This window comes from Sporosarcina sp. P19, from assembly GCF_002743165.1.
GTDB classification, from domain to species: Bacteria; Bacillota; Bacilli; order Bacillales_A; family Planococcaceae; genus Sporosarcina; species Sporosarcina ureae.
In genome coordinates this window covers 16,159-31,968 of the sequence record NZ_PDYR01000014.1, presented here as the reverse complement: position 1 = coordinate 31,968, position 15,810 = coordinate 16,159, and the positions used below count along the sequence as shown (strand labels likewise).

Sequence of the window (15,810 nt, the reverse complement as noted above, 5' to 3'; positions counted from 1 at the left end):
AATTATCCCAAGGCCTCTCTTAACTGTTTCACTCAAAAATCACCAAGCATTCAATCCACCATCAATAATTATATTCTGTCCTGTAACATAGCTAGACGCATCAGATGCTAAGTAAATAAGCGCCCCGACCATCTCCTCTGCTTGAGCCATTCTACCCATAGGGATACGGTTGCTATAATTCTTTTTAAATGTATCGTTCTGTCCACTCTCTACACCACCTGGAGTAATAGCATTCACACGAATACCATCTTTCGCCCAGTAAGTAGAAAGATACTTTGTTAAGCCTAGTACACCCGACTTAGAAGCTGAATATATCGCAGGAGAATTTATTTGTCGATCTAAGTAATGAGATCCTTCATAAATACGTTGGTCTGGAGCCAACACACCATAAATGGATGATGTTTGAATAATAGATCCACCAGTAGACTGACGTTTCATAACTTTCCCAACATGTTTTGCCATTAAAAACATACTGTCTAAATTACTACTCATAATTTCTTTCCATTGACTAAGTTCATAATCTTCAAAATCAGCGAAAAACGCATCTAGATCACTTGATTTTCCAGCTGCGTTATTATGTAGGATGTTAATCTCACCAAATTTATTCACAACTTCTTGAACCATCTTCTTTACAGAGTCTTCTGAAGTTAAATCACAATACAGAGCAATAGCATTTCCAGAATACTCTTGACGTATAATAGACGCTACTTTCTGTGCCTCATCAATATTAATATCTACGACCATGACATTTGCTCCCGCATCAGCTAAACCAAAGCAAAAATGTCTGCCTAAAATACCTGCACCGCCAGTAACTACTGCGACCTTCCCATCCAATTTAAACTTATCCAAGTAACTTTGATTCATAATAATTCTCCTCTTTTTGTAGCTATAAAGGAAACAAATTCAAAATCAAGTTCTGAATCTATATCAATTGAACGTTCTTCAGGCATTTCATATAAAATCGTATTCGATTGGAACAGCTTTTCCGAATTCATTAACGCTCCTCTTTTCCACACATAAATTGAAGCATTCATATCATAGCACTTTGGAGCATCTTGCCTTCTACTAACCGACTTTTCTAACGACTTAGATAGTGACACTATTCCATTAGAATCAACTTCTACAAGATTGAAATAAGGGCTTCTTCTAGATGGCATACCAGTAATTAAGTTCGTTGCATCAGATGTTTCCTCTAATAGCTGAACAGATTTCAAAATGTCATCTACCAACCTGAGCGGAGATGTTGCATCCATGTCTACTATGACATCATAACGTTCATTCCTATTCTCTTCTGCAACTCTAACACAATGTTGTATAGCCGGTAGTTTAGCAGCAAAATCCGTTGACATTTCCTTTGGTCTATCAATTAACAAATCAGCTCCATACTTTTTTGCGACCGCTAATATCTCAGCACTATCACTACTGACAGCAATACAATCAAACAAACCACTTATTTTAGCTTGGTTAATAGTATGTGCTATTAAAGGTTTTCCCAGTAACAATCGAATGTTTTTGTTTTTAACCCCCTTTGATCCACCTCTAGCACAAATCGTACAAATTCTACTCATTAGTTATCCACTCCTTATCATTGGATGCTTTTTCAGCTTTTTCAATCATAGTCACAACTCTTAGTCCGTTTTTTAAATCACACAACTTTGTTACATCATTATTTAATACTGCTAAATGTTGTAATCGATAAGTATCATTTCGTTCAGTTTCAAAATGAATTACTTCATCATTAATTTGTAGAGTATTTTGAATAAAATCTGCTTTATAAGTTTTCTCATTACTATTTACAATAATAAAGCGTTGAGTTATAAAGTCTAAATAATTCATTTGTACAGTAACTAAAGGAACTTTCTCTGTATTAAACATAATCGAAAAATGATCATCTGTCTCAACATCTAGGCTACTAAACTTACCGCCAATCGCTGTCATCGTCTCCCAGTCACCGAATAAATACTGCAAATAATCTAGTTCATGACTTAAATCACGTAATACACCACCACCTAATACTTTACTAGAAGAATAGGTTTTTCTGTAATCTGTACCCGGCCGCCATGATGGTAAATACTGACCGACATACGCTTGTACGGATACTACTTTTCTGCCTTGTAATTCAGTAGATAGCTTCTGAATCAATGGATGAAATCTTAAATTATAAGCTACATATACATCATCAAATAAAAAATTAGTATCTTGTTTCTTATTAAATAAAGGTTTTTCTATTAATATTTTTTCATTGTATCCTGTACTCTTAATTTCAAGCAGTGTTTCATAATGTTTGTTGGTTTCATTTGCCACAATTATATAATCAGGATTCAGCTCTTTAATTGCCTCTTTGACGTTAGGAAAAGTAGATGGATAATCTATTTTACGCTTCGTAACTACAGAAACGTCTTGTCCAAGTAAATTCAATATATCTGTATGTCTTTTTCCAATAGAACCATAGCCTACAACTACACATGTGTACTTATTAATTACGCATCAATTCCTTCATTAAATTCAACTGTGTAATCCCAATTAGCCTTCTCGTAATCCGCAATCCGTCCAATATCCAACCAATATTCTCTCAGTGGAAAAGCAGAAACATTTTTCTTACTGTCTATAAGATATTTATATAATTCCGGCATATCAAAGAAATCATCTGTCGGTATATAATCTAATACTTCCGGACTAAAAACGTAAATTCCTGCATTGACATAACTTTTATGTATAGGTTTTTCAATAATTGAAAGCAACTCATGGTCATTTGTTTCAATGACCCCATAAGGAATCTGATACTCATGTTCTCTGACACACATCGTCGCACAAGATTCAGTCTCTAGATGAAACTCGAGTAGTTGCTCGAAATTTACCTTTGTGAGCAGGTCTCCGTTCATTACAAAGAATGGTTCTTTCAATTTGTTATTAATTAAAGATAAAGCTCCAGCGGTTCCCAATCTCTTAGTTTCTTCGATGTATTCAATATTTACACCTAAATGCTTACCATCTTGAAAGTAATTCATGATCATTTCTTTTTTATAATTCACGGAAATTATAAAGTTCGTGAAACCATAGTGTTTAAAGCCTTCGATGATAGTTTCTAATATAGGTTTATTTCCTACGTTTAACATTGGTTTCGGTAGCGTGTCGGTTAGTGGTCGCAGTCTGGTTCCAAGACCACCCGCCATCAGCACAACTTTGTTTGGTTTGCTAATTACCGAATCCAAATCATCTGAAAACAAAATATAAAGTAATCTATTATCACTAGAGATAATAGGTAGCTGTTTCAACTTTTTTTTCTTCATATATTGTTTATAATAATTAATGCTTTTCCCTTCAGATTCGTAGTTAGGTGTCGTATTCATCACCACACATATAGAACTGTCTAAAGGTAAGCCCTTTAAAATTCCTCGTCGGATATCTCCATCGGTTACTGTTCCAAGTAAATATCTATCATGATTGACTACTGTGGCAAACTGCATAGAAGTTTCATCAATCAATTTCATCGTTTGAATAATCGTCATTTCCGGTTTGATTAAGATGTCTTCATATTTATTCATCGACTACACTTCCTTTGCTGGGACTCCATAAGCTTTTTTATTGCTTGCTATATCAGTTATCACGACCGAGCCTGCTCCGATTAAAGTATTGTCGCCAATAGCAACCCCTTGTATAACGGTTGCACCTACTCCTATATGGCACGACTCGCCAACATAAACATTGCCTGACAAAGTAACACCAGGAGCTATATGTACATGACTTTTAACATTACAATCATGATCAATAATAGCTCCAGTATTGATAATAATATTGTCTACTAGCTTTACATTCGTTTGTACTATAGCACCAGCCATTATCTGCGTACCTTCCCCTAAACAAACAGAAGGAGATAGAGTCGCACTTGGATGGATAACATTTGTAAAGGCATAACCTTTGTTCTTAAACTTTTCGAATAAGCCTTTACGATGGGTAGTCACATTTATTGTGCCAAGCCCAATTACCAGTTCTACTTCATCGGAAGCTAAATCATTGATAACTTCATCCGTACCTAGATATCTAATATGAGTTAATTCAATTCTTTCTTTTGGGGAGGTATAGCCTATCACTTTTCGTTCCATAGCATGTAATATCTCGAGTAAGACAGAGGCGTGACCACCGTCACCTATTATTATTATCGGCTTATTCATCAAGTAATTCATCCTCTACATAATCTTTCGAAGCTTTCTTACCGATTAAAGTCCAATACGTATTAGGTGACATACCGTTACCAGGTCTTTTAATACTTAAATGGGCTTTTGATATAATTTCACCTGCAGCAATAGGAACTTTTGCAACAATACTTTTTCTGGCAACATTGCGATTTTCCAGTTCGATTTTAGTAGGTATTTTCAATCCACTTCCCAAGGATTTTTCTACAGCGCGAATTCCACTTACCATTTCAGCTAACTCTTGCGGTTCTAGCGAGGCTATATGGTCAGGTCCAGGCAATGCTCTATCAAGTGTAAAGTGTTTCTCTATGACAGCCGCTCCGAGTGTTGCAGCCGCTATCGGCACGGCAATACCTACTGAATGATCTGAGAAACCGATAGACAATTGTAATGCATTTTTCATTTTATTGATTGCATCTAAATTAATCGTTTCATAAGGTGCAGGGTATTCAGTAGTGCAATGTAAGACAGTAACATACCTCTCCAAATAAATCTTTGCCTCATTAGTGCTATAAAACCTTGTCACTTCGTCTAACTCAATTATTTGTTCAGGAAACGCTAAGCCAAATGCCAAAAAAGCCAGTGCTTCATGTATATCATCCATAGTCGCCATACCCGTTGAAATAATAATTCGCTTTCGCTTCGTAGCAATATAATGAATAAAAGGGCTATTGGTTAACTCTCCTGATGGAATTTTCACAGTGGACATATTTAAATCATCTAGTAAAAAATCGACACTTTCAAAATCAAAAGGCGTCGATAGAAATTCTAACTCTTTAGTTTCGCAGTAACATTTCAACTCATTAAACACTTCATATGATAACTCTAAGCTTTTTAACATATCGTATTGTGAAGTGGCTTCTCCCATGTTATTCACTTGGTAAGCAGCTTGCTCTGCGGTTTTCGTAACTAAGTTTTCAGTTTTATACGTTTGAAACTTTACGGCATCTGCACCAGATTCTTTTGCTACATCAACAAGTTGTTTTGCTAATTTAAGTGAACCATTATGATTTACACCAGCTTCTGCAATGATGTATGTATGATTCCTCATATATCATAAAACTCCTTTCTAATTGAAAGCGAGGGCAATTCCTTTATGATGTCCACTATTTTAGCTGCTACTTCACCATCCCCAAATAGTTTCTGGTGAGTTCCTTTAAAGTTTAAAGCCTTTCTAATCTGGCATTGTATTGAACGTTTTACAAGTTTCGCATGAAAGATGGTAGTAGGACTTTCCCTTCCCGCTTGTCTATCGCCACAATTCACAGTTGGCGTCGATAGGTAGGGCACTTCTATTAAACCACTAGAGGAATTTCCGACAACTACTTCGGCATGTGCAACAGCACTTAAGTAGTTTAATTGACCCAATGAATCAAATAAATATGCATTGTTATGTTTTAAAGTGAAGCTTTCTATCAACTCATTGATTAACCTTCCACCATTATCTGCATTAGCTTTTGTAAATATAAAATTAAACTCTGAATAATGCTCTAATGCTGCAAGTAATGGATAAATACCATCAGTCTGTCCATTGGTTTCAGGGTGATAAGTGATTAAAATATATGGCTTATCGTTGTCTATGGCTAATTTTGAATAAAGTTCGTCTTTGGAAAGTAAAGGGATTTTCAATATGTTTTCAATCCCAGGTGCACCGACATTCCAAACTCTTTCTGGCGATTCTCCTAACTGAATAACACGATTCCGGTGTGACACAGTACTTGTAAAATGCCAAGTAGACATCTTAGTGATTGAGTGACGGATGGCATCATCGTATGCACCGTACGTCAATTCTCCTCCGTGAATATGAGCAATAGGGATACTTGAAATTAAGGCTGTCTGTGCTGCTGCAAACATTTCAAAACGATCTCCGAGTATTATTAGCAAGTCTGGCTCTAATCGCGCAAATGCGTCAGCAAGCCCAATTACTCCTAACCCCATTGATTTAATTACTCCCGAAGCTCTATCTGATGATAAAAGCATCTCTACTTTCACATCAATCTTAAAACCATCTTCCTCAATTTGTTTATAAGTAAGACCAAACTCCGGTGAAAGATGCATTCCTGTAACGACTAATTGTAATTCTAGTTCATCATCCTGCTGTATTGTTTTCATAAGCCAGTACAGCAAGCCGTATTCAGCTCGAGTACCTGTGACGACACAAATTTTACGCTTCGTTATAAAAATGCATCTCCTTTCAATGGATTAGATGGAATGTTGACAATACTCTTCTTTAATTCTTTAGTTACAACTAGTTCCGATTTGGGACAATTACTATATTCCTTTAATTCGTTTAAAGGCTTCCAAATGGGACGTACCATTACTCCTACATTATTTAAGAGAGTCAATACATCATCTCTTCTATGTAGATCAGCATCTAAAATCACCGTCTGCAACCAATAGTTACTAGTAGCAAAATCAGGTTCCATGAATAATTGACCCCCATCTATCTTCTTAACCAGCTCTTCATAACGTTTGGCTAGTATTCTTTTAGAAGCTAGAAATCCTTCAATCTTTGTTAACTGAGCACAACCAAGTGCAGCATTTATATTCGGCATCCGGTAATTATAACCGATTTCATCATGTACATATTCCCATTGGTGTGGAACCTTTGCTGTTGTCGTAATGTGCTTGGCATAGTCGGCTAACTTATCATCGTTAGTTAATATAGCTCCACCGCCACCTGTAGTCATAATCTTATTACCATTAAAACTTAAAGCCGCTGCTACACCGAAACCGCCCGTATGTTTACCTTTGTAATAAGAACCTAAGGATTCTGCAGCATCTTCAACAAGTGCCAGATTGTAGCGTTCACAAAGCTCCACTAGTGGATCTAAGTCTACTGGATGCCCAAATGTATGCATAGGAACTACTGCACGGATGATTCTACCAGTCTGTTTATTTATTAAATTTCCATCTTTCATTAAACCGATTTCTTTAATATGTTCTTCTAATTTCGATGGATCTAATCCAAGTGTCTTTTCACTTACATCTACAAAATGTGGGATCGCTTGTAGATACGATGCTGCATTCGCTGTTGCAATAAAAGTTAATGCCGGCATAAAGACTTCGTCATTCGGCCTTACTCCAGCGATTTTCATTGCAATCTGGAGTGCTGCAGTACCATTAACAACAGCGACAGCACGTTTCACACCTGTAAACTCCGCTAACTCTTTTTCAAAACGACCTACATATTTGCCAACAGATGACACCCATCCAGACTTAACACAATCTGTTACATATTCAATCTCCGAGTCGTCAAATGTCGGCTCATGCAAAGGCACAAAATCTTTTGCATACATCTTCTTGATTTCATTCGCGAAATTTATCCATTGCTCATTCATTTGTTATACACATCCGTTTTATAGGAAGCTAAGTTTACCGGATTTGTAAACCATTCAATCGTCTCTTCCAAGCCTCGTTTAAATCCTTCTTTACCGCCATATGATGGCTCCCAACCGATCAGTTGTTTAGCTTTCTGATTATCTGCCCACAAACGTTCTACTTCACTTTTATCTGGTCGCAATCGCTGTTCGTCTGTTTCAATTTTAAGATCAACATTCATAATGTTTGCAATCGTTTCTGCCGTCTCGCCTATAGACACTTCAAAGTTAGAACCTATATTTATGACTTCTCCGACCGAACTCTCACTATTCATGACTGAAATAAAACCATTCACCGTGTCTTTAACGAAGTTAAAATCACGTGTTGGAGTGATCGAACCCAGTTTGATAGTAGTAGTTCCTGAAGCGATTTGACCAATGATTGTTGGAATCACTGCACGGGCGGATTGGCGTGGTCCGTACGTGTTAAACGGTCTGATAATAGACACAGGAGTATCAAACGATTTATAGAACGACAATGCCATTTGATCTGCTGCTATTTTCGTTGCAGAATATGGGGACTGTCCCTGCAACGGATGGTTTTCATCAATTGGAACATATTGAGCTGTACCATAGACTTCACTTGTCGATGTATGCACTACCTTCTCGATTCCTAGCTCTCGGGCTGCTTGAACTATATTCAATGTGCCCTTAATATTTGTATCTACATACGTATCCGGTGAGTGGTAAGAATATGGAATCGCAATAAGTGCAGCTAGACTCAACACATGTGTGCAGCCCTTCATTGCTTCTTTAACACCGTAGGGATCTCGAATATCGCCTGCGAACACATCAAGATTACGCTTAATATCGCCCGGCAGACTATCTAGCCACCCCAATGAATTAAACGAATTATAATATACAAAAGCTCGTACATCGTAACCTCTTTTGATTAGTTCTTCAGTTAGATGTGAACCAATAAAACCATCAGCTCCAGTTACGAGAATTTTTCTGTTTGACTTCATATCAGCTTACACCTCTTTGCTAATCAATCTTACAATTTCATCATGCATTTCTTTTACATAAGGAGAAACCGATTGAATATGCGATTTACAATCCAATATGTAATTCATAAAAATATGTGCAATTCGTTCACCTTTTTTCAGTAAATTCTTCTCATACCGTACTTCTCGCGTCAATTCTATCATTCTCTCTTGATGCACTCTCAACATAGGTTCTATAAATGCTGATTGATAGTGATTAATTCTTATACTATTAATTTGGTCGTCCAGTTGGTTAAACATCTGATCAAGCTCATTAGTTTGCTTCGATTTTACCGCTGAATTCATTCTTCTTAAAATATTGAATGCTAATTGCAAGTTTCTTTCTAATTGTTTTTTATTTCTTTCCATTTGAATAATACGATCTTTAATATACAGTAAGTTATAATTTTTACTATTATCTATTTGAATATCTTTTACTACATTTTCTTTCAGGTTTTGTTCCAACATGCTTTTTAGCTCAACAAATACTGAACCTTCTATATGCGCACCATGTTTCGTAGTATTAAATACTTTTATATCCCGATAGTGACTGATGTACATCTCAATTTGTTGACGCATACGAATAAATCCTTCATTTGTTTGAACAGAATTACCATACACATCTTTAACGAGCATGGTATTTTTTTGCTCTATTTCGCTTAACTCATTTTGTACATGGTCATATTGAATTCCCTCCGCATAACGTCTATTATCTTGATATGCTAAATTCTGACCTACTAAAATAATTTGTGCGCAACCTAACTTCGCTAGTAATTGAAACGTCACTACTGCTATAGATGGTGCATCTGATACTACATTAATTTGGTCGGAATGCTCTAAGTAGTTAGGTGAAATGGTGTCCTGATTTGTCAACATATGAAATAAATTTCCGGGATAATCCACAAGAGTCTCATACCCAACCGAACTACCAAATATTAAAGGTATTTCTTTAATATCTTTTTCTTTTAACTTAGCAAAGACTATTTGATTTAATTCTGTAGGATCATACGTACAAGCTGCATCTGGATAAATCCCCTGCTCAATCAACGCATTAATCGCCGAACCAACCGAAAATATATAAGCCAAGCCATGTTCTTTAATATACCGCAAGTTTTCAAATTCCTCATTTAACGAAGGACCGGCTGCTACAATGATAGCTGGCTTCCCTTCAAATGCACTGCGATCGATATCATGCAGGATGTTCGGTGTTTGCAGTACTGTAGGAAAGTTTTTAATAGAATTGATCGTCCAACGTTTTTGAAATGCTACATTCGTCGCAAGAGAACTGTGCTTATGTTTGATGGCTTCCAAAGCTTTTTCCAGAATACTATTCACCTGGTCTCCGTATATTTTTTCGTATACAGGCAACGTAATGATTTTTAGTACATTATTCGATTGAGCCAGCAGTTGCTGCACTTCCACTGTCACTTGCTCTTGATCCATTCCTGTAAATAGCTTCAACAAATTCCGAACGGGTAACTTGTCCATTCTAAAGTTCGATAAATAAGCATGCAGCACTTCTTCATTCGGCTCGTAAATCGCAAACTTGACATCTGGGTGGTCTTCTATAAATGCTTCGATATGATACGCTGTGCCGATTCCTACGAACAATACATAGTTAATCGATTCTTCAGCAAATTTCCCTGCAAAGCGTTGCGCTTCTCTTTGTGGGTCATACTTACTTTGCAGATATTGCGTTTTGCCGTCTTGAACAATTTTTATAGTTGGAACACCTGTCTTCGCCTGCTCGACTATTACTTGTCCTGTCGGCTGTTGAAGATCCCATTCTGATATTATATTCAACAGCTCGCGGTCTTTCATACGTAAGACGTTTCGATTATCAGTTAAAATCATAGCGTGTTCCCTCATTGTCTATCGTCTGTTTCACTTGTTCGTTAAGCGCTTCGAAATTGGAAATCAGTTCATATTGAATAATATCACCAGCTAGTACATGGTCTTCATTTTTGAGCGCTTCCGCTAGGTTACGTATCTCTTCCTGCATAGCAGATGACACACTCAAATAGCCCTCCCAGTTAGACGGTATGGCTTCGGTCTTGCCGATTGTCATTAGCATCTGATTGATCCACTGCAAGCCTCCAAGTAATTGGTCCATTTTTGTCCACGAATCCGCTGTCGGGTTATCATAGAATTCTTCAGCGAGGCCCCCGAGTTCTGGTAATGCCCCCTCGACATACATTTCCGTTTCAAGCAGTAGTTCATTTACAAACTCCTTGACCGTTTTCGCGTACACTTCAAGTACGATAATGTTTCCTGCATGCTGTTTCAAAAATTCTTCATGTTCGTCAAATATACTTTTACCATCCGCTATAAAGTGGCTGAAATAATATCCTTTATCCAAGAGTTCATTCATTTTCGCAATAATATCGTCAGCGCTTGATGCGTTATGAAGCTGTATCTTTTGATCTTGAAAAATCAATTCCATGGAGAACGCCTCCTATTATGTATTTATATAAAGTGTATCATAGTCATATTGCTTATATCGGTTACTTTTCAATAAAATGAAACCCAAAACACGGTTCAATTACTCGGATCGTTAGCTAATTTCATAGTACTAAACATTCATTTTGAATAGATGTAAGCGCTAAGTAAAATCAATATTTTTCATAAAGTAATTCTTAACAGTTTTTCTTCATACGCCGTATTTGTATATTAGTTCTTCTATCATTTTATAATTAGCAATCTATCCTCCATTATTACACAATAAGAACATATATTCTTATTTTATAGGAGGGCTCTCTATGACGATTGGAACATTGAAGTACTCTACTCATTCACAATCTTACGGCTTTTTACTAGAGGATGGTAAAGCTGCAAAGGAGCAATACATCGTAAATTGTAAGAATAGTAATATAAAAACAAACTCGCTGCCTTCTTCAACAGAAAAATTAAACAGCCTGTTTTGTGCATTGTTGCTCGGCAGTGGACGTATTATTTCTCCCTCAACTAGCCACAAGTATTTCCGATTCACTTTCAATACAAAGCATACAGAATGGGCTCATTCCTGTTATCAACAGCTGCAAGCCTGTTTGCCGAGCTTTGTTATAGAGAAAGAGCAGACTACGGATACACGAAGTAAACTAGGCTTTACAGAGCGCGTGGCGATTGAATCTGCTCCTTGCGAAATCGCTGACACATTATACTCCGCTTGGTATCAAAACGGCTCCAAGGGCATACCTCTCGAGTTTGTCGAACAGCATATGACTGATCAGACTCTTGCGTGGTGGTACCAGGACTGTGGTCACTTGAAAGTGAAAGATAATGGGACGTTGGAGAAGCTGATCCTTTCTACTGAGCAATGGACTGACGAAGAGCTTCGATTACTGCAATATGTAATGAATAGTAAATTTAATTTGCTGTTTACGGTAGATGGTCAGAGGAGACTTATACTCTATGACCAATTGCAAATCAAATACTTTCTAAGCGTAGTAACGCCTTGGATCCATCCTTTGTTCACTTATAAAATTAAAGACCTAGCAGTTCACAAGCCGGTCGCGAAACGAACTACCATACGACTGCCCAATCAAATTTCTATCCCTGCACCTACTAAAGAAATTAATCAAATGATTCAGCAATATGTCTCTTCTATTCAAGTAACAGGAGACAACTTTCAAAGATTGAATTATGCCAGACAAGAGAACAATGAAACGACACGCTTTCAAGTGAGCTTGACTAAAGAAAATCAACACTTATTATGTTCTGTCCAAGCATCGACAGGTTTAACGTTAGGCGAGATTGTGCAGGAGTGTTTCCAGCAGCATAACAGCATTTCACCGCGCCCCCTGAATACATTGGATGATCTTTCAACTACACAGCAAAATATCATGCTAGGTTCTATTATTGGAGATAGCATGCTGACGCATAAAAAGTCCAAATACAAAGGTATACGAAGCAGTTATCATGAGCACTTTTCAATCAAACAACAAGAATATCGTGCCTGGGAAGTAATGAAATTGAAGCCTTATTTGAGTTTCATTCCAAGAGGGGATCATATTATTTCAAAAACAGGAGACTTGTGGAGCAGTCTTGAAGAGGTGATTTACAGTGAAAAATTAGAGGGGAAGAACAGGATTAAACAGCTGCCTCTCAGTATTCTGGAAAAATTAGACGATTTGCACAGCTTGGCTACTATCTATATGGATGACGGGTCGCTGCTGCTAACTACTCGTGTAAATCACAATCATAAAAAGATTTACATCACTCCCCATATCGCACTTTATTTACAAAGTTTCACATACGAAGAATTGTTGCTCTTACAAGAACAAATGAAAAAGTTAACCACAGTTAGTTTCCGACTGACTAAACTGCCAAGCGGCAATGGTTATTATTTACGAACTAGCCGGACAGCCAATACTCTACAATTCCTTCAAGACTTAGAACACGTTGTAGTTACCTGCCCCTCAATGAGTTACAAAACCAACTGGCAGTATCGATTTTACTTAGAGAAACAAAAATGGTGTCAAAAGTACCCGAATTATCAGTTGATTGTCAGCGACAGAAAACGAATGCGCGCTTATACTGAAGATGAAATAAGTGATTTACGGCTTATGAAGCAATCCGGCAAGACGGATCAACAGATAGCAGATACACTTGGTCGAAGTTATTGGTCGGTGGTCTATAAAATCAGTGAGCTACGATCGCAAAATTTATTATAGCACCATTAAAAAAGAGACTCCCATTAGGAAGTCTCTTTTTACGAGCCTAAAGTTCTATTAACGTAGTAATTGTAGAACGCCCTGCGGCTGTTGATTGGCTTGCGTCGCCTCTAATTGTTTCCAATTTAGTCTAGACTACATCTCCATCCTTGTATCTAAATACCTAGGATGCTGGGCACTTCGAACGTCAGTTGACGCCCTACGGATTTCATCGTCATAGCTTGTTTGCCTTAGACGGTATATCCTAGTCGTTGAACCTTCTCCAGAGTTTCCTCACAGGAGCTTGGCTGCTGATTGTCCAATTCCACTTTTTTTCAACCGTTCACGTTTGCCGTTTCCAGCTACGTTGTCGGAAAGTGGACTTCAGGAGGTTCCAGCAATTCACCCAGTTATGCGTCCTATCCGTTACCGAATAGGCGTCCCTGAACCGTTTACCGTAGGAGTTGTAATACTCCATTCGGAAGCTGATTCGATTGAGATAGCATTGCTTGTGCTGCTTGAGTTAAGATGTTGTTCTTCGTAAAGTCCATCATCTCTTTCGCCATCGTGCGAACATTAGCTTTCACTAATGACTAGACTATATCTTCACCCTCCACTTTCGGTAGGGGCCGGGCACTTCGGATTTACAAGATACTCAACCTTGTGTTCCCTACGGATTTCATCACCTTAGCTTACGCCTTAGATGGTCTATCCTAGTCGTTGAACCTTCTCCACTCTTTCGAGACAGGAGCTTGGCTGCTGATTGCCCAATCTGTTCTTTTTTCAAGCGTTCACGCTGACCGTTTCCAGTTACGTTGTAGCAAGAACAGTTTCAGGGGTTTCCAGCAATTCACCCGGTCGTACTCTCTAACCGTTACCAGTTAGGACGACTGTGTCTGTCACTGCTTACGCAGCTAAGACATAATCCACGTCGCGGATACGTGATTCCGCGGCTGTTAAGTTCTCGGAAGAAGTTCCAAGGTTGTTGATTGTGTGTTCTAGACGGTTTTGATTTGCACCTAGTTTAGAACGTTCTGAAGACACATTATCAATAGCAGTTTGAATTTTAGTAATTGCTTTATCTGCTGAAGTTTGGCCAGAAATACTTAAGCCGCTAATTCCCAATCCTGACGCTGACATACTCTTAATTTCTAGTTCCATTTTCTGACCTGAATTAGCACCGATATGGAATGTAAGTTTTGCACCGCCAGAAACAGACCCGTCAATTAACTTTTTAGTATTAAATTCAGTGTTTTTAGCAATTCGATCAATTTCACCGCTTAATTCCTTTAATTCCGCTTGCAATTCTTTTCTATCATTATTTGTGTTAGTATCATTGGATGATTGAACAGCTAGTTCACGCATACGTTGAAGAATATCGTGCGTTTCATTCAATGCACCTTCAGCAGTTTGAATTAAAGAAATTCCATCTTGTGCATTTTTAGCTGCCATATCCAAACCACGAATCTGGCCTCTCATTTTTTCAGAAATCGCTAGACCTGCCGCATCGTCTCCAGCTTTATTGATCTTCAAACCTGAAGACAATTTCTCAATATTGTTAGCTGCCGCCGCGTTGTTTGAACCTAGTTGGCGGTGTGTGTTCATTGCTGCCATGTTGTGGTTAATAATCATGTTAATTTCCTCCTTGAGTGTTTGTTGGGTACACGTCCTTGTGTCCCTTATTTGTTTTACGGTTTTGAGTACCGGCCGGACGCTCTCTGCCGCTTACACTACTAATATCGGATGAGTGACCAGAGTGTTTAGTAGTTTATTGAAATCTTTTTTCTATTTATTTGAAATGTCGGGTTCAAGTGACTTCTACTAGCTTTTGTGATGATGTTAACACGATTCACTTGCTATCTTTCAAGTTTTTATACCAGTCAAGATCTAACGTCAATGATTCAGTATTCGTATCCTTAATAGATTGAATGAGTTCACCGCGTACAATTTCCACTGATTTAGGCGCCTCAATCCCTACCCGTACCGTATCACCTTTTACTTCCAAAATCTTTACTTCTATATCATCTGCGATTTTAATCGTATCGCCCGCTTTGCGTGAGAGTACTAACATCTTATTCACTCTTTCCGCTAGTTGTTTTTTCTTTCATTTCATCCAATTTCTTTTCATCGATTGGATGTTTGATAAGATAGCGCTTATCATTCAACACCACTTGTTTGGCTTTTCTGTTATTTGTTTGGAATAGAAGGGGTGCTTGTAAGTTAATTGTGGATTCTTCAAATGGTTCTTTGATGAAGACAATACCAAGTACCATCAATTCTTCTGGACTTTTCACTTCTAGTAAATCTATTGTTGGATCGTCTATTTTGAAGTCATACTCTTCTACAATTTTGTATGGATTCGCTACGACGAATGCTACAGCGGCTTCTTTCGTAGACTGCAATACTTGAAATTGTTGATTCTCTCCGATTGGCAAGATGACGAATTCTTCTTCCTCTTCGAATCCTGGAAGTCCTTTCGGGAAGTTCCAGGATTTCGATAGGTCTACTTCTATTTTACCGTGGAATTTTGTTGCAATTTCTTTTAGTGTTTGTGTCACTAGGTCTCTCTCCTTTTCAACGTTTTGCTAGTTTACTACTCAAC

The 15,810-nt window shown here is 37.8% G+C and carries 15 protein-coding genes and 1 pseudogene; 1 reads left to right on the top strand and 15 read right to left on the bottom strand.

Features of this window, described 5'->3' with window-relative positions; genetic code table 11:
- Positions 1–39 precede the first annotated feature (39 nt).
- Genes CSV74_RS13540 through CSV74_RS13490 form a run of 11 tightly spaced genes read right to left on the bottom strand, consistent with a single transcriptional unit; the run spans position 40 to position 10,999 of the window.
- Complete coding sequence (locus CSV74_RS13540; RefSeq protein WP_099692092.1) at positions 40–864, bottom strand: SDR family oxidoreductase; 825 nt, start codon at positions 862–864, stop codon at positions 40–42.
- Positions 861–1,568, bottom strand: coding sequence for an acylneuraminate cytidylyltransferase family protein (locus CSV74_RS13535; RefSeq protein ID WP_099692091.1), 708 nt, complete (start codon positions 1,566–1,568; stop codon positions 861–863). The genes CSV74_RS13540 and CSV74_RS13535 overlap by 4 nt, the downstream gene beginning before the upstream one ends.
- Positions 1,561–2,481 carry a Gfo/Idh/MocA family protein gene (locus CSV74_RS13530; protein WP_099692090.1) on the bottom strand — a complete coding sequence of 307 codons (921 nt, stop codon included), beginning with the start codon at positions 2,479–2,481 and terminating at the stop codon, positions 1,561–1,563. Before CSV74_RS13530 ends, CSV74_RS13535 begins: the two co-directional genes overlap by 8 nt.
- Positions 2,481–3,545 (bottom strand): nucleotidyltransferase family protein, encoded by a 1,065-nt coding sequence (locus CSV74_RS13525; RefSeq protein ID WP_099692089.1) that lies wholly within the window; start codon positions 3,543–3,545, stop codon positions 2,481–2,483. The genes CSV74_RS13530 and CSV74_RS13525 overlap by 1 nt, the downstream gene beginning before the upstream one ends.
- 3 nt (positions 3,546–3,548) lie before the next feature.
- A complete protein-coding gene (locus CSV74_RS13520) occupies positions 3,549–4,172 on the bottom strand; it encodes an acetyltransferase (RefSeq protein ID WP_099692088.1) in 624 nt (207 codons plus the stop codon).
- A complete protein-coding gene (neuB, locus tag CSV74_RS13515) occupies positions 4,165–5,244 on the bottom strand; it encodes an N-acetylneuraminate synthase (RefSeq protein WP_099692087.1) in 1,080 nt (359 codons plus the stop codon). Before neuB ends, CSV74_RS13520 begins: the two co-directional genes overlap by 8 nt.
- Positions 5,241–6,371 carry a UDP-N-acetylglucosamine 2-epimerase gene (gene neuC / locus CSV74_RS13510; protein ID WP_099692086.1) on the bottom strand — a complete coding sequence of 377 codons (1,131 nt, stop codon included), beginning with the start codon at positions 6,369–6,371 and terminating at the stop codon, positions 5,241–5,243. The genes neuB and neuC overlap by 4 nt, the downstream gene beginning before the upstream one ends.
- Positions 6,368–7,534 carry a LegC family aminotransferase gene (locus CSV74_RS13505; RefSeq protein ID WP_099692085.1) on the bottom strand — a complete coding sequence of 389 codons (1,167 nt, stop codon included), beginning with the start codon at positions 7,532–7,534 and terminating at the stop codon, positions 6,368–6,370. Before CSV74_RS13505 ends, neuC begins: the two co-directional genes overlap by 4 nt.
- Positions 7,531–8,538, bottom strand: coding sequence for an NAD-dependent 4,6-dehydratase LegB (locus CSV74_RS13500; RefSeq protein WP_099692084.1), 1,008 nt, complete (start codon positions 8,536–8,538; stop codon positions 7,531–7,533). Before CSV74_RS13500 ends, CSV74_RS13505 begins: the two co-directional genes overlap by 4 nt.
- A 6-nt stretch (positions 8,539–8,544) precedes the next feature.
- Positions 8,545–10,410 carry a motility associated factor glycosyltransferase family protein gene (locus CSV74_RS13495; protein WP_158231805.1) on the bottom strand — a complete coding sequence of 622 codons (1,866 nt, stop codon included), beginning with the start codon at positions 10,408–10,410 and terminating at the stop codon, positions 8,545–8,547.
- Positions 10,397–10,999, bottom strand: a complete 603-nt coding sequence (locus tag CSV74_RS13490; protein WP_099692082.1) for a DUF8042 domain-containing protein — start codon at positions 10,997–10,999, stop codon at positions 10,397–10,399. Before CSV74_RS13490 ends, CSV74_RS13495 begins: the two co-directional genes overlap by 14 nt.
- A gap of 316 nt (positions 11,000–11,315) precedes the next feature.
- Between CSV74_RS13490 and CSV74_RS13485 the strand changes: the two genes are divergently transcribed.
- Positions 11,316–13,229: a hypothetical protein gene (locus CSV74_RS13485; RefSeq protein ID WP_099692081.1), complete on the top strand. Its 1,914-nt coding sequence runs from the start codon at positions 11,316–11,318 to the stop codon at positions 13,227–13,229.
- 431 nt (positions 13,230–13,660) lie between these two features.
- Here CSV74_RS13485 and CSV74_RS13480 read toward each other — a convergent pair.
- From CSV74_RS13480 to fliW, 4 genes and pseudogenes are all read right to left on the bottom strand, one after another.
- Positions 13,661–13,777, bottom strand: a pseudogene (locus CSV74_RS13480) (flagellin); the annotation flags it as partial.
- A 337-nt stretch (positions 13,778–14,114) separates the two neighbouring features.
- Complete coding sequence (locus CSV74_RS13475) at positions 14,115–14,840, bottom strand: flagellin N-terminal helical domain-containing protein (protein WP_099692080.1); 726 nt, start codon at positions 14,838–14,840, stop codon at positions 14,115–14,117.
- Positions 14,841–15,057: 217 nt separating this feature from the next.
- A complete protein-coding gene (csrA, locus tag CSV74_RS13470; protein WP_099692079.1) occupies positions 15,058–15,279 on the bottom strand; it encodes a carbon storage regulator CsrA in 222 nt (73 codons plus the stop codon).
- A gap of 1 nt (position 15,280) precedes the next feature.
- Entirely contained in the window at positions 15,281–15,766 is a 486-nt protein-coding gene (fliW, locus tag CSV74_RS13465; RefSeq protein ID WP_099692078.1) for a flagellar assembly protein FliW, read from the bottom strand.
- Positions 15,767–15,810: the final 44 nt, after the last annotated feature.

Bases quoted from the DNA above. Each gene is read 5' to 3' on its own strand.
- neuB (WP_099692087.1), bottom strand. From the start codon at position 5,244: ATGAGGAATCATACATACATCATTGCAGAAGCTGGTGTAAATCATAAT.
- CSV74_RS13485 (WP_099692081.1), top strand. From the start codon at position 11,316: ATGACGATTGGAACATTGAAGTACTCTACTCATTCACAATCTTACGGC.
- CSV74_RS13520 (WP_099692088.1), bottom strand. From the start codon at position 4,172: ATGAATAAGCCGATAATAATAATAGGTGACGGTGGTCACGCCTCTGTC.
- CSV74_RS13505 (WP_099692085.1), bottom strand. From the start codon at position 7,534: ATGAATGAGCAATGGATAAATTTCGCGAATGAAATCAAGAAGATGTAT.
- CSV74_RS13540 (WP_099692092.1), bottom strand. From the start codon at position 864: ATGAATCAAAGTTACTTGGATAAGTTTAAATTGGATGGGAAGGTCGCA.
- CSV74_RS13525 (WP_099692089.1), bottom strand. From the start codon at position 3,545: ATGAATAAATATGAAGACATCTTAATCAAACCGGAAATGACGATTATT.
- CSV74_RS13535 (WP_099692091.1), bottom strand. From the start codon at position 1,568: ATGAGTAGAATTTGTACGATTTGTGCTAGAGGTGGATCAAAGGGGGTT.
- CSV74_RS13495 (WP_158231805.1), bottom strand. From the start codon at position 10,410: ATGATTTTAACTGATAATCGAAACGTCTTACGTATGAAAGACCGCGAG.
- CSV74_RS13500 (WP_099692084.1), bottom strand. From the start codon at position 8,538: ATGAAGTCAAACAGAAAAATTCTCGTAACTGGAGCTGATGGTTTTATT.
- csrA (WP_099692079.1), bottom strand. From the start codon at position 15,279: ATGTTAGTACTCTCACGCAAAGCGGGCGATACGATTAAAATCGCAGAT.
- CSV74_RS13475 (WP_099692080.1), bottom strand. From the start codon at position 14,840: ATGATTATTAACCACAACATGGCAGCAATGAACACACACCGCCAACTA.
- CSV74_RS13490 (WP_099692082.1), bottom strand. From the start codon at position 10,999: ATGGAATTGATTTTTCAAGATCAAAAGATACAGCTTCATAACGCATCA.